The sequence below is a fragment of the Fibrobacter sp. UWB11 genome, assembly GCF_900143015.1.
Taxonomy (GTDB): Bacteria; Fibrobacterota; Fibrobacteria; order Fibrobacterales; family Fibrobacteraceae; genus Fibrobacter.
The window spans coordinates 135,806-156,895 of record NZ_FSRT01000003.1; the positions used below are offsets into that span (position 1 = coordinate 135,806).

The 21,090-nt window shown below is 43.7% G+C and carries 16 protein-coding genes; all 16 read right to left on the bottom strand.

Going from position 1 to position 21,090, the window contains the following annotated elements; genetic code table 11:
• Position 1: 1 nt before the first annotated feature.
• The 16 genes from BUQ91_RS12770 to BUQ91_RS12845 all read right to left on the bottom strand — a co-directional run bounded on the left by BUQ91_RS12770 (position 2) and on the right by BUQ91_RS12845 (position 20,869).
• The gene (locus BUQ91_RS12770; protein WP_139299748.1) at positions 2 to 1,624 is read right to left on the bottom strand and encodes a type IV pilus twitching motility protein PilT; all 1,623 of its coding nucleotides are present in this window, start codon (positions 1,622 to 1,624) and stop codon (positions 2 to 4) included.
• Positions 1,621 to 2,424, bottom strand: coding sequence for an ABC transporter permease (locus tag BUQ91_RS12775; RefSeq protein WP_072829345.1), 804 nt, complete (start codon positions 2,422 to 2,424; stop codon positions 1,621 to 1,623). Before BUQ91_RS12775 ends, BUQ91_RS12770 begins: the two co-directional genes overlap by 4 nt.
• On the bottom strand, positions 2,411 to 3,334 hold the full coding sequence (locus tag BUQ91_RS12780; RefSeq protein ID WP_254842358.1) for an ABC transporter ATP-binding protein: 924 nt from the start codon (positions 3,332 to 3,334) through the stop codon (positions 2,411 to 2,413). The genes BUQ91_RS12775 and BUQ91_RS12780 overlap by 14 nt, the downstream gene beginning before the upstream one ends.
• A gap of 8 nt (positions 3,335 to 3,342) precedes the next feature.
• Positions 3,343 to 3,666, bottom strand: coding sequence for a hypothetical protein (locus tag BUQ91_RS12785; RefSeq protein ID WP_072829350.1), 324 nt, complete (start codon positions 3,664 to 3,666; stop codon positions 3,343 to 3,345).
• 216 nt (positions 3,667 to 3,882) lie between these two features.
• Positions 3,883 to 4,410 carry an FISUMP domain-containing protein gene (locus BUQ91_RS12790; protein ID WP_074209548.1) on the bottom strand — a complete coding sequence of 176 codons (528 nt, stop codon included), beginning with the start codon at positions 4,408 to 4,410 and terminating at the stop codon, positions 3,883 to 3,885.
• A gap of 201 nt (positions 4,411 to 4,611) precedes the next feature.
• Entirely contained in the window at positions 4,612 to 5,367 is a 756-nt protein-coding gene (locus BUQ91_RS12795; RefSeq protein ID WP_074209549.1) for a phosphoglycerol geranylgeranyltransferase, read from the bottom strand.
• Positions 5,368 to 5,484: 117 nt separating this feature from the next.
• Positions 5,485 to 7,257, bottom strand: a complete 1,773-nt coding sequence (locus tag BUQ91_RS12800; RefSeq protein WP_074209550.1) for an FISUMP domain-containing protein — start codon at positions 7,255 to 7,257, stop codon at positions 5,485 to 5,487.
• A gap of 8 nt (positions 7,258 to 7,265) precedes the next feature.
• Complete coding sequence (locus BUQ91_RS12805; protein ID WP_074209551.1) at positions 7,266 to 9,257, bottom strand: FISUMP domain-containing protein; 1,992 nt, start codon at positions 9,255 to 9,257, stop codon at positions 7,266 to 7,268.
• Between the two features lie 9 nt (positions 9,258 to 9,266).
• The gene (locus tag BUQ91_RS12810; protein WP_074209552.1) at positions 9,267 to 10,097 is read right to left on the bottom strand and encodes a TIGR02147 family protein; all 831 of its coding nucleotides are present in this window, start codon (positions 10,095 to 10,097) and stop codon (positions 9,267 to 9,269) included.
• A gap of 422 nt (positions 10,098 to 10,519) precedes the next feature.
• A complete protein-coding gene (locus tag BUQ91_RS12815) occupies positions 10,520 to 12,187 on the bottom strand; it encodes an FISUMP domain-containing protein (RefSeq protein WP_074209553.1) in 1,668 nt (555 codons plus the stop codon).
• A gap of 18 nt (positions 12,188 to 12,205) precedes the next feature.
• On the bottom strand, positions 12,206 to 13,885 hold the full coding sequence (locus BUQ91_RS12820; RefSeq protein WP_074209554.1) for an FISUMP domain-containing protein: 1,680 nt from the start codon (positions 13,883 to 13,885) through the stop codon (positions 12,206 to 12,208).
• Positions 13,886 to 13,893: 8 nt separating this feature from the next.
• Positions 13,894 to 14,727, bottom strand: a complete 834-nt coding sequence (locus tag BUQ91_RS12825; protein ID WP_074209555.1) for a TIGR02147 family protein — start codon at positions 14,725 to 14,727, stop codon at positions 13,894 to 13,896.
• Between the two features lie 338 nt (positions 14,728 to 15,065).
• Positions 15,066 to 17,054, bottom strand: a complete 1,989-nt coding sequence (locus BUQ91_RS12830) for an FISUMP domain-containing protein (protein WP_074209556.1) — start codon at positions 17,052 to 17,054, stop codon at positions 15,066 to 15,068.
• A 9-nt stretch (positions 17,055 to 17,063) separates the two neighbouring features.
• Positions 17,064 to 17,897 carry a TIGR02147 family protein gene (locus BUQ91_RS12835; protein WP_072829368.1) on the bottom strand — a complete coding sequence of 278 codons (834 nt, stop codon included), beginning with the start codon at positions 17,895 to 17,897 and terminating at the stop codon, positions 17,064 to 17,066.
• Positions 17,898 to 18,226: 329 nt separating this feature from the next.
• Entirely contained in the window at positions 18,227 to 20,026 is a 1,800-nt protein-coding gene (locus BUQ91_RS12840; protein ID WP_074209557.1) for an FISUMP domain-containing protein, read from the bottom strand.
• A 9-nt stretch (positions 20,027 to 20,035) separates the two neighbouring features.
• Positions 20,036 to 20,869: a TIGR02147 family protein gene (locus BUQ91_RS12845; RefSeq protein ID WP_074209558.1), complete on the bottom strand. Its 834-nt coding sequence runs from the start codon at positions 20,867 to 20,869 to the stop codon at positions 20,036 to 20,038.
• Between the last annotated feature and the right edge of the window lie 221 nt (positions 20,870 to 21,090).

Below are 21,090 nucleotides of genomic sequence, written 5' to 3' on the forward strand. Positions count from 1 at the left end.
ATTAAACCTTACGATAAGACGCAAAACGACGGCTATCGTTTGCACGTTTCCACGCTTCAACGCCATCGATATAACCAGAATCCACGCACATCTGCAAGGATTCGTCCAACGTAATGCCCTGATCCTTTCGACCGCTAATTGCAGAAACAATTTGCGACACATCACCCTTGCGGATCATTCCCGCAATTGTCGATGTTACCTTCATTGCTTCGGATGCAAGTACAAGCCCCTGGTTATTCACCACAGGAATCAAATGCTGAACGACAACGCCCTTGAGCTGGTCGGCAAGCGTACATGCAAACGCATTGCGGTTTTCACTCGGCACGGACATGAGAAGTCTAGAAAGCAGCGCATGAATATTGTTACCGCTTGTCACAGCAAAGACAAGTGCGCCCGCGTTCGAAGCCTGCATGAGCAGAGAAAGTTCTTCCATCGTTTCGAGATGGTCAAAGAGAATCACGTCGGCACCGGTGCGGATGGCGAGTTCGATGCCAGCGGCACCGGAGCGCACATGCAAGCCCACCTCACGTTGAGCAATGGAACCATTCGGATTCAAAAGCAAACGCTCTACCGGTTTTTCGACCGTTTGTATAAACACTTGCCTGTTTGCGGCAATGCATTCGGCAAACGCAGTCATCGTTGTAGAGCGGCCACTTGCAGACGGGCCCGCAATCAGCACAAGGCCGCTATTAAGCGTTGCAAACTGCATGCAGAATTCGGGCAGGTAAAGATTTTCGAGAGCAATCGATTCCATCGGAATTATGCGAATCGAAATACTCGGAGTCACGTCGTTCCATGTGACAGAAATGCGAGCACGGCCAACACCCGGGAGTGCAAAAGTCTTGCTGACATTGCGACCGACTACAATTTTATAGCCGTCCGAAAAACCTTCCGCAGCTTCGGAAAGGCGGTCCATCAAATGCGATTTTTCAAGCACTTTTTCAGAGGCGATAAAAAGCAACCCTGATTGACGCATCGTGATTTGGCGGCCTGCGTACAAATAAACATCAGTCACATTGTACTTGCGGGCATAAGCAATCACTTTTGCAAGCGGTGTAATCGGATGCAAGACATCTGGAGCCTCGACTGCATTACCTTCGCCAGTTGCAACGGCGAACTGTGACGGGAGTTCCTCAGATGCGCTTTCCTCGGCCGGAGCTTCGCTTTCCACCGGGACTTGCACATTCGCCATGCTCGTCGATTCAAGCCCTTCGACTTTTTCAATGACAACAGTCGAAGAAGACGCTTCACCATAAAGGCTACTGTTGCCTTCAATTTTGATAGCGGGCTCTTCTGCTGGTTGAGGCGCAGGGGCTGCAGATTTTACCGCCGGAGCAGGTGCTGCTTGCGGCGCGGGAGTTGCCGGAGCGCTAGCCGGTTTTGCAGCAGGAGCACTAGCCGGAGCCGAAGCATGCGCCGGAGTTGCAGGCTTTGCATTTTTTGCCTCGAGGTTTTGCACAAAAGCAAGAACCTTCTCGTACATAGACTGTTTCAAGATTCCTGCACGAACAAGAACCTGACCAATATCCATCGAGTCGGTTATTTCACCCCAGTGGGCCTTGACTTGATCCTCGGACACAACCTTGTTGTGAACGAGAACTTTTGCCATATATTGATTTCTCATAAGAAATCCCTCCGGCTGAACCACCAGCTCGCAATCGAGAGGAACACGCCAATATAACCAAGTGCATAAACGGAATTCCAGAACAAATACATGTCCGGAAGCGCTACGCCATGTACAACATAGTTGGTTACGTTAAATCGATAAAGTCCAGGGAATACGGCATGGATTACAACCGCAGCCTTTTCAAGAATTGCCGAGGAGGTGCTTTGAAGTTCACCCATGCGGCTTGCAAAACGGACTTGTTCCAAAAGCTGATCGCTCAAGTGCCCTGCAAAGTAAACGCCCAACGTAAAGAGCGCCGAAAGCACCGTGCTGCTAAAGCTGCTGAACAAAAGCGCCACCGCAATCACAACCGCCATTTCGCAGAAAATCAAGTAAATAGCAGTCAAGAGGCTAATCGTCGGACTAGAACTCGTTACCCACAAGATGCAATAGTAAATACCTGTCAGCAAAAGCAGGTGGACGGCAACGACAGCCAAAAGCCCAAAATACTTGCCCACAATAAATGCGGCACGGCTGATAGGCTTTGAGAGGAGCGTAAGTACGGTCCGGCGCTGGATTTCCTTTTGCACAAGGCTTATGCCTACAAAGATGGAAATCAAAAGTCCCGAAAGGCTCATCACCGAAAGCGTCGTGGACTTAATGACATAAGCACGATCAAACACCGACCATTCACCAAGCACAATGCTAAAAAGCGTAAGCGCAATCGCCAAAAAGCCGATATTATAAAGAATCTTGTCGCGAATAGATTCGCGGAACGTATTGAGGGCAATAATGCCAATATGCTTAAGCGTCTGCACGGGCAATTTCCTCCGTCAAAATATCTTCAAGACTCGGACGCTTATGGTCCATTTTTTCTACGGCAATACCGTTCGAGAGGCAGAAGCCGAGCAAACGGTCACGCGCCACATCATCAGCGCAAATGTATTCCTGCGGATGGCCCGTTGCAGAGACTCCTCGTGGCAAATCAGCAGCAAGGATAGCCTCACGAACACGAACATGATATTCAACTCCGCAAGATTCCGTAATTTCGTCAACAGTACCTTCGCGGACAATGTGCCCATCTACAATCATCGCCACACGGTGGCTAATGGATTCCACATCCGAAAGCAAATGGCTCGAATAGAAAATCGTAACACCATCACGATTGAGTTGCTGGATAGCCTCGCGCACGTCACGACGACCCATCGGGTCTAGGCCGCTCATCGGTTCGTCGAGAATCAAAAGCTTCGGCTTTCCGAGAATTGCCTGCGCAATGCCCACACGCTGCATCATGCCCTTGGAATACGAACGCAATCTGCGATCGATCCAATCCTTGTTCGCATGCAAAAGTTCAAGAGCCCAGCCAATGCGGGATTCGAGTTCCGCCCCCTTAAGCCCCACAAGTTTGCCGTAAAAGCGCAAAAGTTCGCGACCTGTAAGGTAATCGTAAAAGTAAGGTTGCTCCGGAGAATAACCGATATACTGACGGCTCTTGGTGTCACGCGGAGAGATACCGTTTACAAGCACCTTGCCCGAATCAAAATTCAAAAGTCCCGTCAAAACCTTAATCGTCGTGGACTTGCCAGCACCGTTAGGCCCAATAAATCCATACACCTTGCCTGTTTCAACATTGAAGCTCACATCCTTAAGCGCAAGCTTCGGCTTCATAGTAAAGCCACTGCGATACGTCTTGTGCAGGTGCTCAATTTCAATCATTAAATCACTCATACACGCAATCACTTTTCGTTAGAATTATCGTCGCTATCATTATCGCGAGTTTCATCGTCGGATTCATCGTCAGAACCGCTGAGGCCTGCAGCCTTGTAGGATTCCTCGATTTCACGACGACGGCGATCGGCCTTTTCTTTTTTATTGATGAAGAAGTATATGACAGCTCCAATCAAGTACACTACGATGCCCGAATAGAAAATCGGATTAATGGACATACCCTCGAGACCGGGGAATAGATTCAAAATGATTTCATGGCCAAAAAGCGAAAGCAGGACCAAAATAAAGCCAAGTCCCCTGAGTACATAAGTAACAATCACAAGTTTTTGCATCGTAAACCTCGAAACGATGCCGCGCAACACGCACGGCACTCACATTTTGAATATATCTATTTATAAATAAAAAAGACGAGCCCAAGCTCGAATATCACGCGATTTTCGCGAAAAAAGGGAAATTTTGGCAGTTTTCCGCCATTCCTTCAAAAAAAGAAGTCACCCTGAACGACGTGATAGGGGCAATGCCGTTCAGGGTGACAGGTTTGTGTGGTTTTATTTAATCTTGACGCAGCGGACAGAGGCGGCAATACTCTTGTTGTAATGTTCGTACGTTACTTTATCCTGTACACGCACCATCACAGCGCGGGAATCGTCGAATGCATCGGCAGTCCAGAAACTGGCGCTCACATTTTCGTCAGCAAATTTTCCGTCGTAATAGCGGAAGCCATCCTTGCCGATGTTGAGCACCTTTAGGTCAGCGCTTTCAAAGTCAGCCTGTTTCGGAAGTTCCCAACCTGTGGGGCATGCATCGTTTGCAGATTTCCAATCGTAAAGGCGTCCATACTTTTTGCAATTGTCGAGGTTATTGCCATAGCAATAGCTAGAATCGAAATTCACGAGGTTGGCGTTTTCGGCCATCCAGATACGGCCACCCGTTTCAACGGTAGCGTACGTTTGACCTTGGCACTTGAGCGTCTTGGCAGCTTCATCATAGTGGCAGTTTTCCACTTTTTCGCAAGCGGCAAACAGAACTGCCGTAGCGATAATAAGGGCCGCCATTTCAATGAACTTGAACTTCATATATTCAATCTCCTTAAGATTGTTTTTAAGATGAATTTTTCAAGAGCTCTTTTTTTCGGGCACAAATGTAGATGGAATTAGCCGTTTTGACTAATACTTTCTTTCAATTGGATTCATAACTTTTTTTGATGAATTGGTGCTTTTCTATAAAAAGCAACGCACTTGCGGACCATTCGGCACTACGCACTAATGCGACGCTTTTTAGCCTTTCACGTGGATTGCGGCAGCGAATTCCTTAAGCAAGGCAGGATCATTGACCTTTTCCCAGAGGGTTCCGGTCACGATAATCTGCGCACCTGCAGCAACGCGAACGGCAGCAGTCTGCGGGTCCTTGATGCCACCACCGGTGATGATGGTCATTTCGGTTGCCTTGCGAGTGTAGGCAATGTGTTCGACCGGCACGGGTTCCTCGGCGCCGCTACCAGCTTCGAGATAAACGTAACGCATGCCCATCAATTCTGCAGCAATGGAGTTCACCATGCTGAGCTTGGGCTTGTTTGCAGGCACGGGCATCGTACCGCTGATGTATTCGACTGTCGTGCGTTTGCCGCTGTTGATGAGCTGGTACGCCGTCGGAATAGCTTCCATGTTGAGTGCACGCACAAGCGCACCACCACGAACCTGTTCGTCGATAAGATAGTTCGGATTACGACCGCTCACAAGAGTCATGAAAAGCATGGCATCAAAGCCAGGAACAACCTGCGATGCTCCACCCGGGAAAAGAATAACCGGCAAATCAACGGCAGCCTTGAGCGCCGCTACCTGCTTGGGGAGTGTAAAATTACCCAAATAGGAACCGCCCACCAAAAGGAGGTCTGCTCCATTTTCCGCAGCCAATGAACCGGCCTTTACAAACGCCGCCTCGTCCGAAGTATCCGGATCCAACAGCACAGCAAACAAGGCACCACGCTTTTCAATTTCTGCATTCAAACGGAGTTCAGTTTTCCCAGGTTTCATAATAAGTCCTTTTTGCACATGACGCGCAAGATAGGTTAAAGATACAATATTTAAAAAAGAAGGCGGGGCGTACCCCGTCTTCTGTCCCTCATTTCCTCCTAACACTCACACGAGGGATCAATCTTTCATGCAACGGACGAACGAGGTCACAATGCCCACACCATAACCAACCTCAGGGTTACGCGGTTTATAGCTCCAGGCCCACAGCTGATATTGATAATCAGCCAAAAATTCTGGTTTCATAGCGAAATAAACATCGCCCTTCGTATCAACAAATCCGCTTTCTTCGTCTACCCGAGCAATAGTTTTCAATCCAAAGCCCGAGGGATCGCCCAACAAGGTGTCACCCATGCTTATACCGTCTAAAAACTTCCACAAAGTTCTCCATTCTTTACCGGTCGGAATATGCCACCCATCAGGGCAAATTCCCTGAACATGACCGTCAGCTTTTTCAACAGAATCTGCCCATGCCGTAATTTTTTGTTCATTCAAATGCGTGTAATAACAAGATTCTCGAATTTGATTAGAATCAATAACAGCAGCCCCTTCGTCCCGCCAATATTTGACATAATTCGCCACACACGTATCAAATACGTTTTCCCTTAAAAATGTCGTATCCAACATAAACGCATCATAAGCCCTATACACGCCACCATAAACACCACAGCCCGACGATTCAGCAAGTTTAAGATCATCAAAGGCAAGATAATTCAGAGCATGATTTTTCGGTTTGAGATCAAGGCACCATTCCTTATGTTCACCATTTCCAAAATCCAAATTTTCCGCCATCACCGTCAGCGGCGAACCATCAATGTTATATGTAACAGTCTTGTACATTTTTCCATTACGGTTATCAGTCATCGTCCCAGTAGAATATCCTACCTGTTTGAATCCATTTTTTGTCATTTTCCATTGGGATTCATGGCATTGAATACTGTAGTAACCTTCTTGAATTTCATAATTGGTACCTTCTTTTTCAGCAGTGCATTTGCCAAAGTCGTTCAAGGCAGACAAGAAATTTACCGCAAAGCGAATACGATTGTATGAATATTGGTAATAGTCTGTTTTGTCAATGGTTTCGTAGTATTCATAAGGAAGCTCTAGACCGAAATCGCCAACATCAATCTCGGATTCAGCCCAATTAATAAGCGCATCCTTAAGCCAGCTATCTAGATTTCTAAACATTCCGTTTTGGCCAAAAGACTCCGTCACCGGATCCACCACAACATATATAAAATACGTCCCTACAAAATTCAAATAATCTTTAACATGTTCATCATCATTCTTGTCGTAATCAGGGGATTTGTCGTACATGCCAAAAGCATCCAAGACCTCGCGCTGAGCCATCGCCTTCGCGGAATCAAAAGGCACGCCAGACTGTACCAAGTAACGCAATCGGAAACTTTCGAAATGCGTGAGCAAGTTGACACTCACATTACTCGCCTTTCGCACATCAATAATCAATCTAGGACTAATTTGCATACGCGAACTTTTTGCGGGCTGAGTTTCAATCATCACATAGGGGCTTTTTAGCGATACACTGTCAAAGCTAAAGTTTCCATTCGTATCGAGAATATAACTCCTCCAAACTTTTCCCGTAGTATCAAGCGTCACCGAATCTAGCTCATACATTCTCACTTTGGACGCCAACTCGAAATTAAGAAACTCATTTTTTACGCCATTGTCCATATTCGACAAATTAACGGCACGTCCATCCACGTGAACGCAGTTCAAATCTACAACCAAAGACGTTTGAGCTGAACCTCCTTCAGTCCCCATCTGCGAAGACACAATCGGCGCTAAAGCATTAGCATCTTCATTAGAGCAAGCCAAAAGCATAAGCGGTAACGCGACGCAACCATAAACTATTTTCTTTTTCCAGTCAAACATACTTCCTCCTAATCCTTAATGCAGCGGACAAACAAATTTTTATAATAAGGGTTAATCGAAACCACATCGTAACCAAATGAATACGCCGTATTCATCAGCGGTATTGATTTGATGTAACCGGTATAAGAGTTACTCATATAACGATCATTCCAAATCACAATATACTCCGCCCGCTTTTTTTCAATTTTCAAAGAATGGTTACCAGCCCATTCCATCACAACAGTATTGTATAAATTAAATCCAAACGGATCTCCTATAGAAGGCGCAGTAAGCAAGAAAGAAGCCTCAGTATTAGAATGCCATCTTTGATCAATGTATGTATAGACAGTTTCCCAATCATCAACTGTGGGGATTCTCCAACCATCCGGGCATACGCCTTGAGTCCCAGCGAGACTATCCAAGTTCACCTTATTAACATCAATAAACTTCGACGTTTCACTCATAATCTGTTCGCAGCGTTCCTGAATTTCCGCATCATATATAACTCGTAAAGAGTCTATATTAACGTGGATGGCGCCGCCATAATATTCACATTTTTCAATATCATATTCATCAGGTTCTTCCAATTCAGCAATACATTTTGCGATATACGCAGAATCGTACGGTATCGTATCTGTTGAATAGCGCTTAGATATGGAATCCTTGCATTCTTGCATAGATTCATATTCACTAGTTAGAACAGATTCATCTAGCCCCACGACATCCAGCCAATTGTATCGACGGCCATAGATAGCGCAATTTTGTTCATTATCATCGAGGCAACTTGTATTTACACCGCTATAATTCAGGTTCTCGGCCATCCATGTTTGCGTTTTATTGCCAAAGTCTATAGTTACAGTTTTGTAGACCTTACCATCGCGAGCATCCGTCATGGTTCCAAACGTATGGGGGACCTGTCCATAAGTCAAGTGCCAATTTCCTGAACGGCAAACGATTTTGAATTTCACATCATCCGAGCTATAAATTCCTCCAGTAACATCTACGGTTGTTTCTTCCAATTCGGAAGTGCATCGTCCAGATTCAAGCACAACAGACATCATCCCTGCAAGGTATTTTTCATAAAGTAACATCGCTTGATATTCTTTCGCCACCTGCGGCCCCATGTTATCATAGACACCTTGCGGAATACTCAGCTTGAACTTCAAATCTTTAACAACACTCATCACGCCGTTTTTCACAGTCTCTTTTCCTCTCATGAAAGTTCCCGTCTGTTCAAACGCTTTTGCAACAGAGGAAACCTCCTTAGAATTTTCATAACCATACGAATTAAGCATGACTCTAACAAATACCGACTGCATCGCATAGTAATCAAGCCCCGAAACATCCAAACTGTCAAATACAATTCCATAAAGTCCAAAAGCTTCAAGAATTTCTCGTTTCGCTTGAGCCATCGCATCGGCAAAATCATTTCCAATCAACGTCAAAACACGCACACGATACGCTATCAAATCAGAGAAAATATCAACAGTAACAGGCGTTGTATCACGGACATCCACAAAGGCATTCAAGCTAAGCGTACTACCTTGTCCATCTTCACCACATCCATAATATTCACAACTAACACTCATAGTTAAAGGTTTCCGTTCAACAGCCGTAATCCAGACATACGGAGACCTTAGCGTCACGCCCTGAATGTTGAACAAGCCGCCATCGTTATCAATCGTATCGGCATAAGACACGCCCGTTTTTTCGAGCGAATCGGCATCAAGTTCATAAAGAGTTACGATGGAACCCTTCGGCATTCCGCTTATAGACAGATCTACTTCTTGTTTAGAAGAATCCAACGGTTCGCGCCGCATACTTGCCATAGCAAGCCCCTTCACAGTAATATTTTCGAGCGAAGCTGTTTCTTCCGTAGAACCGCCCTCATGCGCTAACGGAGAATGATTAATTTCTTCGGAACAACCGACATACATCATAACAAGAGCAAACGCCATAATCAAACAGAACGCAGCTCCAATAAAATCTCGCAACAGCGAGTTTTGTTTTGAATGCTTCATGATATCCTCCTAATCCTTATCAACACTCTTTTTTGTCATCGGGAAAAACTGCACGTTCAAGCGATAAACTTCGTCGGCAGCATCATTTTTCGTTGCAATCGCAATAATTCTTTTACGGAATTCCGCAATTTCCTGAACGATTTCATCGTATGCACTTTGAGTAATGCCAAGCGTAAGGCCCGAGAAATGGCGTTCTTTTTGCGGTACACCTTCGATTGCGTCAAGCGCAAATTCTCCCATTTGGCGGTGCATTCCACGAACGGCCACAGGAGTCACATCCATGGGGCCGGTCGTCACAGATTTTTCAGTCTGTACGTAATTTCCGTCTTCGTCCTTTTGGAGCAAATTTGCCTTGATTAAAAAACTAAGCGATTCACTGACTTCGGCAGCGGTGATTTTAGGACGACAAGCACGAGCAAGAGCAAGCGGCTTTGCACCGGGCATCGCAGGAGCGAGTTCACGGAGCACCGGATTTTTCCAGCTGTCGAAATAACGGAACGAATCGCCTTCAATGATTCTGACTTTATGCACATCGGCAATGGCAAGCATTCTATTGAAGGCAAACTTTTTTTCTTCGTCCGTTTTGGCGTGGTCGAACTTGACCATTTCGGCAAAATATTCTTGTTCGTAACCCGAAAGGCCCATCGCAAACGCGACTTGACCTGCGGTTTCTTCGCTCAAATTCGAGCGGCCTTCGCTCACGTATTTAAGGAACACAGGCGATGAAAATCCTGCCGCCTGCGTAAAAGTTTGCCAAGTAAACGCAGATTTCGCCTTTTTCTCGGCGTAGTAATCCGCGATGTACTGGTGGTAATTGGTGTACTCTAGTACATCCTTCATCGTATCCCCCCTACAGAACAACCTCTTGATCCGAAGACCCGTGTCGTTTCCAAATTGAAATATAATCTCTAAAATTTAAAAAGTCAATAGTTATTATGATAAATAATTAGCGTTTTTAGAGAAATTCAAGCATTTTTACAAAAATCAATAAAAAATTAAAGAATTTAAGGATATAAATAAAATAATTTATAAATTCAAGAAATAATGGATTCTTCCGCCTTTGGCGTCAGAATGACGTATGTTTGAAATAATGGACTGGGGCAAGCCCCAACCTCTCCGGCTCGGTCATATCCATGCATAAGTATGGATGCGACTCTCACCTTTCGAGGTTGCTCTTCCGCCTTTGGCGTCAAAAAAAAGAAGGCGGGGCGAACCCCGTCTTCCCTTTCCTCCTAACAAATAATTGTATTACGTTTTAAGATTTAGTCCTTGATGCAGCGAACATACGATTCAGCCATACTCGGAAATTCATCTCCATAGCAACTGTATCTATCTACCGCAGAGCATGCCCTATTGTATTCATCAACCACGTAAAAATCATACTCGTCCAAAGTCAGCCCAAATCCAGTCGGATTACCCAAGAAAGTACGATGCAAATAATCCCCGACCAACCCTTTTCTGTCAATATTTTCGTGCTTCTTCGGAACAGTCGGATTATACCATTCCACCATATAATCCAGCAAAGAATCCATTTCCCCACGCGTGGGAATATGCCAGCCATTGGGGCAAACGCCTTGATACACGCCCTTTTCAACCATAACAGAATCCATATGTTGACGATACTTCAATGTATCAAGACTCCGTTCAAGGCCTTCTTCACACTCATTCCAGAAATCAGACTCTTCACACTCCGGGCAATCTTTCAAATGGCGCTGAAAGCACATTTCTCTTGTTTCAATTATCGAAGTGTCCAAGCTAAAAGCGCCACCGACATCGTACATGCCACAACAGCTCGCTCGATGTTCGCAAGGCACCTGCAATTCAGAAGCGTTATAGTCCAAGCGTTCTGCGAGCCAAGTCTGCGTTTTTCCATTTATATCATAGGTCACGGTCTTATACGTTTTTCCATCACGTTCATCCGTCATCGTTCCCATGGAATGTTTCATTTCTTTATACGAAAATTCCCATCCCTCTGAACGACATGTCAACATAATGTTTTTGTCGAGAATTTCAAAAGCTTTTCCCTCATTTTCCGCAGTGCACAAGCCCGCATCAAGCAAATGAGCTACGAAGGATTTCAAGAAGAGAAGATTCCGACGAGCTTTCTCAACAGACAGCACGGCATATTGATCCTGTTCTTCAACACTCTCCGCATAAGTCAAGATTTCGCTAAGCTCTTTTAGCATATTCAATGATTCTGTCAAAAAGCGTTTCTTCAAAAACTCCGTACCGCAAGTGAGATTGCCACACTTTTCAAGTTTCGCAACAACAGTATCTTCGGTCGTGTATTTCATAAAATCTTCGATAAACGCCATATAGATTCTATAGCTAGGATCCTGTACATTTTCAACTTCGGGTTTATCAAATAAATCAACATAAAAGCCAAACGACTCAAGAACTTCCTTGCTTGCCTGTTTTTTGGCTTCAGCAAAACTCATTCCAGATTTCATCAGATAACGAGCTCGAATACTTTCAAAGTACGTCTTCTTGTCAACGGCAAAGGCATTCGCATCCCGAACATCAACAATATTATAGCGTCGATTGGAATAATCCGTCGAAAGCATAACATAAGGACTTTTCAAAGATAAACTATCAATAACAATGCTATCGATATCAGGAGTTACCAAATACAAAGGTTTACTACTAAAATTCCAACTATAAGGAACTCTTCTCGTGGTATCAAAAGTTACAGAATCAAGTTCATATATCTGAACAGACCCATATGGAGCAGTATAAACGTTCATTCCCCTATAAACTACATCCGAGCCGTCAAACACAACACTCGAACTTGAAGCAGGAGCTTCATCGCTACTCGATGACAAACCATACGGCTCGCCCGAAGGAGCATTCGGCACCAAGCTATCGACTTCAGAACAAGCGATTAACGCAAGCGGCGTCAAAAACGCCATGAGCCACTTTTTAATATTCATAAAACATTCCTCCTTTATTTAATCCTTAACACAACGAACAGAAACTTCATTTTCACCTAGATATTCTGATTGCGTAGCTTTAAATTTCGCTTTTCGACTTATATAAGTCCATTTAGTTCCATTGCTATAAATCGAGATTACCGTAGAATTCACAAGATCAGTATTATTTAAAACTTTAAACGTGCTATCAATTTTTACAGCATACTTAGCTCCAATTTTTTTATCAGATTCTCCAAATCCGGCAATCGCCATCATATCCATTCTATAATCCAACATGCGAACATTTACTTTTCCTTCCACATAAGCACGCAACTTTTTCCATTCATTTGCATCTGGAAGATGCCATCCATCAGGACATATACCTTGATAGTTTTTCCCAGTCGCCTTGACAGAATCCGTTATAGCCCAAAGTCTCTCGTAATCAAGATTGCTTTTTTCCGCCTGCAGGCGATCGCAATTCGTATAAGAATCTTCTTCAATACAATCCTCATAAGGAATCAACGCAACAGAATCAGGCAAAGCCATTGCATCATTCCAGAAATAAATACCATCTGCAGATTTATACTTCAAATTTTCTGCAAGCCATGTTTGCGCACCGCCGTCAACATTATATGTAACAGTCTTATATTTCGATCCATCACGGGAATCCGTCATTTCGCCCAAAATAGCACCGACACTATCAGGAACCACATAATGGACTAAATAGGACCAAGCTCCATTTTTACAAACAAAATCAATATCTCTGTGTACATCATAGGTGAACGCAGTGCTATAGCCCTCATTTCCAGCAGAACACGGATCCAATTCCCACAAGCTCGCCATGAAGTTATGCATAAGGTCATGCAGACGAACCTTCACATCGTCGCCAATCCATTCGGCATCAAACCAGCTAACAATTCCTTCGACAAAGTCGTTCTTCACATTAGGTATTGCTTTAAAAGAGCCAGCTTTAGCAAACGCATTTGCCAAACCAGCCTCAGTTTTAGGTGTAAAGCCGACCACGTAACTCGCGAATAAGATTTCATCTTGATTTTCTTGAGACTCAGCCTTATCAAAACGATAAGGAACACCATAGATTCCCAAAGCACTGAGTATTTCACTTTCGGATTGTCGTTTAGCATCCTCAAAACTCATTCCTTGGCCAATCAAGCCCAGCAGTCGTTTAGTCTCTATAGTCGTCGCCACATTGATACTGACATTCTTAACCTTTCGCAAATCAACTATCAAACTATACACCATATAATGAGTAGTTCCATTAACGACACAGCCGTCTATCCATCTACGTTCCTCATCCCCTATTCCGCATTCGTAAGGAGACAATTCGAGCATAACATAAGGGCTCTTTAGTGAAACGCTATCAAAGCTGAACTCGCCCGAAGTATCTTTAGATTGACTATAGTAAACCAAACCCGTTGTGCTAAAATTGACAGAATCCAGTTCTGACATTCTTACAACAGAACCCACAGGAACTGAACTAACAAAATTGACCTTAGTAGTGTCATTTTCATCAATTTTTGTTTCAAACAACCTTGCATACGCCACCACATTAATATTCTCAAGAGAAGCCTGTTCTTCTGTGTAACCGCCATCATGCGCAAGCGGAGAATTACCAGGTTCTTCAGAACACGCTGCAAATATAAAGGCAAGCAGCATCGCCATTTTGCAGGCAATCTGCCCGCCAAATTTAGAGTAATTCATGATTCCTCCTAACCTTTTTTATTAATACTTTTATTTGTCATTGGGAAAAACTGCACATTCAAACGGTAGACTTCATCCATACCGTCATCTTGCGTCGCAATCGTAATAATCCTCTTGCGAAATTCAGCGATTTCCTGAACAATTTTTTCGTAAGCATTGTGCGTGATACCAAGTGTAAGCCCCGAGAAATGGCGTTCATCTTGAGCAACGCCTTCAATGGCATCCAAAGCAAACTCACCCATCTGTCGATGCATTTCACGAACAGCAATAGGAGTCACCTCCATAGGGCCCGTCGTCACGCCTCTTTCGGTCTGCTTATAATTACCGTCTTTATCCTTTTTGAGCAAATCCGCCTTGACAAGGAAATTCAGCGCTTCGGTCACTTCGGCAGCCGTAACTTCTGGGCGGCAGGCACGGGCAAGCGCAAGCGGCTTTGCACCGGGCATCGCTGGGGCAAGTTCACGGAGCACCGGATTTTTCCAGCTTTCGAAATAGCGGAATGAATCACCTCCGATGATTTTCGCCTTGACAGTATCTGCAATCGAAAGCATTTTGCTAAAAGCGGCTTTTTTCTCGGCATCCGTTTTTGCGTTGTCAAACTTGACCATTTCGCAAAAGTAATCTTGTTCGTAGCCGGCAAGATGCATGGCCTGTGCCACGCGCAGTGCGGCAGCATCACTCAGGTTGAGCTTGCCTTCGCTCGCATACTTCAAATGAACCGGCGAAGAGAATCCCGCAGCCCGCGTGAACTCCTGCCAAGTGAACGCGGATTTGGCCTTTTTGTCGGCGTAGTAATCCGCAATATACTGACGATAACTAGTGTATTCTAGTATATCTTTCATGGTTTCCTCCTAACACAAACAGCATCTCGACTTGTAAGTCCGTGCCGTTTACAAAACCAAATATAAATCATAAATTTCAAAAAGTCAATAGTTTTATCATAAATTTTTAGCGTTTTTAGTAAAATTTAAGCAATTTTTAATAGACATCAAAATTTTAGCATATTTAGATAATACAAATAAAGTATCAATTCAGAATATAAAAAGAAGGCGGGCCGAAGCCCGTCTTCCCTTTTCCTCCTAACCCTCACACGAGGGATTTATGACATTTTCGTCTGACGTACTCCCCATCATTTCCATATTATCCTCCTAATAAACAATGGTTTTTCGTTCTAAGAATTTTATTTCTTTATACAGCGCACAAAAGCCGAATAATAGTTATCTCCAGGCGTAAAGAACGTCGGTTCGTGGCCATCAGAATACCCCAGCTTGTTTAATGGCAAGCCCTCATTTTCCCTAAAGAACCCGATACTATATACCGCAGCATCAGCGACAAGGAATCGAACCCACCAGGAATTGTCTATAGAAATCCAACCGAGCTCTTCATTTATATACATATCGGTGACAACTTTTTCCATTCCAAAACCAGTTGCATAATCATCATAAAGGACTACCCCCGATTCAAGAGGTTCAACACCATACGCATCACCCATAATATGCAACAATTTTCTCCAATCATCCGCCGTGGGGATCCGCCATCCATCAGGGCATACACCTTGATAGTCATCCTTGTTTTTATCCGACATATATTCAACATAACCATACGACCAATCAAGCGACGGTAGCATTTTATCGCCATACAAAGAATCACAAGTCGTTTTCACTTTTGCTAGGCATTCATAATCATTCTTGTCGCACTCTAGATATTTTTCATCTACGCATTTTTTCTCTGCTTCATAATCGCCAGGAATCTCGCGAGACCAAGTATACAAGGTATCACAATGATCTTTAATTTGGTTCTGCAAATTCATGCAATCATAATCTTCATCCGGGCACTCTTTCACTTTGGCATCATAACATTGCTGTTCCAAGAACAACGTATCGCCATTTGCTTCAACAGAATATATCCTAAAATCATTTTCACCGATATTCATCGCGCCAATCCACGAATAATAACGGCCATACAATTTACACTCTGGATCATAAGCCTTGCATAGCGAATGTCCCGGCAAATTAACTTTCAACGCACTATCCGCAGTCAATGATGTATCCGAAAAATTCAAATTCTCGGCCATCCACGTTTGCGAAACACCTCCAACATCATACGTAACCGTATTATAAATTTTGCCATCGCGCGGGTCTGTCATCGTTCCTTTCGTATAATCCATCTTTTTAAAACCTATAGTCCATTTTCCAGAACGGCATACAATCGAAACAGGAGTGCCATCATAATCATCTAAATACTGAACTTCATTTTCGCGCGATTCCGTACAACGTCCATAGCCCTTTTCTTTTGCAAAGTAGCCCACTCGATAATAGCCCATCTTTATGGTATTCATATAAAGTCGTTCAACCGTGCTTCCTCTCCCAGAGATTAATTCGGGTGAATTAAACAACAGCTTATCATAAAATTTATTAAGATCCAAGAAAATCTTAAATGCAGAATAAGGCCTCGAATCACCAGCTATTTCTTCCAAAAAGGGCAAATCCGAATTTTCATCGGCAGCTTCTTCAAAAGCGCCCAAGTTCTCGTAAACACCAAAGTTTTCAAGAACTTCGCTTTCAGCCTTATCACTTGCGGCCGCGACATTCATCCCTTCGGCAACATATTTTTGCCACAACGGAACTTTCATACTTGTCAATGTATTCACACTAATTTTTTTGATTTTCCGCAAATCCACAATAGCTCTGACCACTTCCATGTATACAACATTACTTCCATCCGTAAATACGGAATCCCAATCCACTCGATTTTTACACATAAGGCAAGTCGAAGAATTAAATGATCTTTGGTTTTCAATTAGCACATAAGGACTTTGCAAAGCAATCTCTTCGAACGCAAAAAGACCTTCTTCGCTTTTTATTGGACTAGTAAAACTACGACCCGTCTTAGCAAGCGTTACAGAATCCAATTCGAAAACGACAACAATCGCGCCCGGCTGAGCAATCAAAGCCTCACCCGAAATCGAATCAGCCTTCTTCTCTCGCAACATTTTCGGGACATCATCGCCAATTCGCCCAGACAAGACATAGGCAGTTTCTTCTTCGGTGCCGCCCTGAGATGCAAGCGGACGTACAGTTCCGTCATCCGACGAGCAAGCTGCAAGCATTAAAGCAAACAGCATAATCCATTTGCAAATAAATGGCGTATAAACTTTTGAATTAAACATGTTGTCCTCCTAATCCTTTTTTCCAACACTCTTTTTTGTTAACGGGAAAAATTGCATATTCAAGCGGTACACTTCTTCGGTAACATCGCTCCGTCGTGCAATAGCAATAATGCGTTTGCGGCACTCAGCAATTTCCTGAACAATTTCATCATAAGCATCACGCGTGATGCCAAGCGTAAGGCCCGAAAAATGACGTTCCGACTGCGCAACGCCTTCAATTGCCTCTAGCGCAAGCTCGCCCATTTGATGATGCAATGTTCGAACCGCCACCGGGGTCGCCGTCAACGGGCCTGTTGTCACAGATTTTTCAGTCTGTACGTAATTTCCGTCTTCGTTCTTTTGTAACAAATTAGCCTTGAGCAAAAAATTCAATGAATCGCTGACTTCGGCGGCGGTAATCTTTGGGCGGCACGCATGAGCGAGCGCCAACGGCTTTGCACCGGGCATAGAGGGAGCAAGTTCACGGAGCACCGGATTTTTCCAGTCTTCGAAAAAGCGATACGAATCGGCCTCTATGATTTTCACTTTATGCGAATCTGCAATCGCAAGCATCTTGTTGAAGAAAATCTTTTTTTCTTCGTCTGTCTTGGCGTGATCAAAATTGACCAATTCTCGGAAATATTCCTGTTCGTAATCAGCGAGAGACATTGCAGAAGCAACACGAGCAACTGCATTTTCACTCAGATTAAAGCGCCCGTCACTTACATACTTCAAGTAAACGGGCGAAGAGAAGCCCGCACTTTTGGCAAATTCCTGCCAGGTAAACGCAGATTTTGCCTTCTTTTCGGCATAGTAATCCGCGATATATTGGCGGTAGCTAGTATACTCTAGCACGTCTTTCATTCTGTTCCTCCTAACACAATGACCCCATAAATTCGCCTAAAGCAAAAAGCGGAATCATTTTCAAAAACAAATATACGATTAAAATTTCAAAAATGCAATAGTTTTCACAATAAGAAAATGCAATTTTTATTAAAATTTCACAATTTATGTCAAAAATTCAAAAATTTTAATCAATTTTCACAATATACAGAAACAATAAAAAGACAACAGAAATCAATAAGCAATTGTAAAGATGACGAAAAAGAAGGCGGGGCGAACCCCGTCTTCCCTTTCCTCCTTACACAAAAACTGACTCTTCCTATAAAATCACCCTTAAAAAAACGGGAGAATCAATTTTTGATGCAACGGACATTCAGTTTATCTAAAGGAGGTATATTAAAATAGCTTTCTTCATATTCGCGATCCCCGGGAGTTCTAAATCCAAAGCCGTATCCGGTTGAATACCCTCCAAAGAATTGAACTCTAGACAAATGCTCATCCGTCACTACAAACATATCATTAAAAACACCATTTTGACTCACAACAACACGGCCTTCATTATCCACAACAAGCCCTTCATGTGTACTATACAAACCAAACCCTGTCGCAGTCTCATCATAAAGGACAGGCACGGCTTTAGCATAATCAACTCCATACTGTTCTCCCAAATTCTGCAACAAAGTTCTCCAGTCACTCGTAGTCGGAATACGCCAACCATCTGGACAAATTCCTTGATGAGCATTCAAATTCGACCGCAGCAAAGGATTGGTATAGACATAATCCCAATGCCCGCCAAGACTTCCTTGCATACAGGTTCCCGGGACAACTGAATCCAAGTCACCAGAAAATACTTTTAGACAATCCTGGTAAGAGACCGTATCCCCTCCTTGCCAACGGATCCAAAACATATTCACATCATCCAACCCAATATCCATCGCGTGCAACCATACATATCGACCGTTCTCTCTGCAAGCGGCATAAGATTTATCAATATAATCTTGACATGCTGGGTGCGTAGAATCCGCATAAACAAGGTCCTCCGCCATCCAAGTCTGCGATGTTCCGCCCAAATTATACGTCACCGTCTCATAAGATCTACCATCTCGATTATCGACCAACAAACCCTTCGTATGTTCCACCGATTTAAAACCCATCGTCCACTTTTTAGAGCGGCACACCACATTAACATAATTTGGGGTATAAAAAAGTTTAATTTCGCCTACATCATTTTCACGCGCTTCAGTGCACTGACCCAATCCATCAACTTTAGCCAAGAAGCCTATTCTATAATCTATCATTTTCTTCATATTCTGATAATATTTTTTCATTTGCGCATTCCCCATAAAATCTTTGGGAGAAACATAATTGCCCATCACATCCTTCCAAACAAGCATCTCGCGTGCACTTGAATCAGTATATCGAATCAACTCATTCACATAAGACAATTCAGAATCATCATCAAACATTTTTTCAAACGAGCCCAAGTCTTCGTATATTCCATAATCTTCAAGAATTTTGCGTTCAGCCATTTGGCTCGCTTCAGCAAAGGTCTTTCCTTCGGCTATATATTTTTGCAAAAGCGGAACCTTAGCCGTCGTCAACGAATTAACACTTATTTTTTCTTTTTTTCGCAAATCCACAACAGCGCGAAATTCTTTCGCCTTTAACGTCCGTTCAAAGCACTGAGTTTCCGAAGAAGGATTTTCTAGCTTTTCGTACCGTAGCTGATTTTCTACTAGTGGTAGCAGCCAATCGCTTACATACAGGCACGTATCACGGGCAGGCACAATTTCTTCAATCAATACATACGGGCTATCAAAATCAAGGCTATCAATCACAAAACGCCCTTCATCGTCATTAATCGAGCTAACAAAAGAACGTCCCGTCGTATCGAGCGTCAAGGAATCTAATTCATAAACAGTGATAGAGCTGCCCTTAGGCGCCTGCATCGAATTTTCATCCACCGCCAATAACAATTTGGGATACACATCACCCACGCGACCAGCTAAAGCGTAAACGCCCTGTTCTTCGGCGGCACCGCCATGAGCACCATTTATCGGTGAATTGTCTTCGGAGCAAGCTGCGAACACAAAGGCGAGCAGCATCGCCATTTTGCAGACAAATTGTCCGCTTATTTTTGAATAATTCATGGTTTCCTCCTAGTCCTTTTTATTTAAACTTTTTTTCGTCATCGGGAAGAACTGCACGTTCAAACGATAGACTTCGTCTGTTGCAGGTTCACGAGTCGCAATCGCGATAATTTCTTTGCGGAATTCGGCAATTTTCTGCACGATTTCATCGTAAGCTTCGCGCGTGATACCAAGCGTAAGACCTGAAAAATGTCGTTCGTCCTGTGGAACATTTTCAATGGCATCGAGAGCAAATTCGCCCATCTGGTGATGCAATCCACGAACCGCGAGCGGAGTGATATTCATAGGACCGGTCGTCACAACTTTTTCAGTTTGTGCGTAATTGCCATCTTTATCTCTTTTGAGAAGGTCCGCCTTGACCAAGAAATTAAGCGATTCAGAAACTTCTGCGGCTGTAACTTCGGGGCGGCAAGCATGAGCGAGCGCAAGCGGTTTTGCGCCAGGCATGGCGGGGGCAAGTTCACGGAGCACCGGATTTTTCCAGTCTTCGAAAAAGCGGAACGATTCGCCTTCTAGGATTTTCGATTTGTGAGCATCGGCAATCGAGACCATCTTGCTGAACGCAGCACGCTTTTCGGCATCGTTCTTTGCGTGGTCAAACTTGACCATTTCAACAAAGAAGTCGCATTCGAAATCTGCGAGACGCATGGAACGCGCCGTGCGAACCGCAGCTTCTTCGCTCAAGTTGAAGCGACCTTCACTAACATATTTAAGGTAAACCGGCGACGAGAACCCCGCCGCAGCGGCAAACTCCTGCCAGCTGAACGCAGACTTGGCCTTTCGATCGGCATAGTAATCTGCGATATACTGGCGGTAGTCCGTATATTCAAGTATATCTTTCATTTTTCCTCCTTACAAAACGGCCTCTTATTTGGCGTACCGTTTGCAGATGTTACAAATATAGCCTCGTTTTCTACAAAAATCAATAGTTTTACAATATAAAAGTTTATTTTTACGTAAAATTTTACAGAATTTCATAGAATATTAAAATTTTAGTAATTTTCACAATATGGATTAAAATGTTTAAAACGCGATTGAAATGTCGCGAGAACGCGGCGAGATTG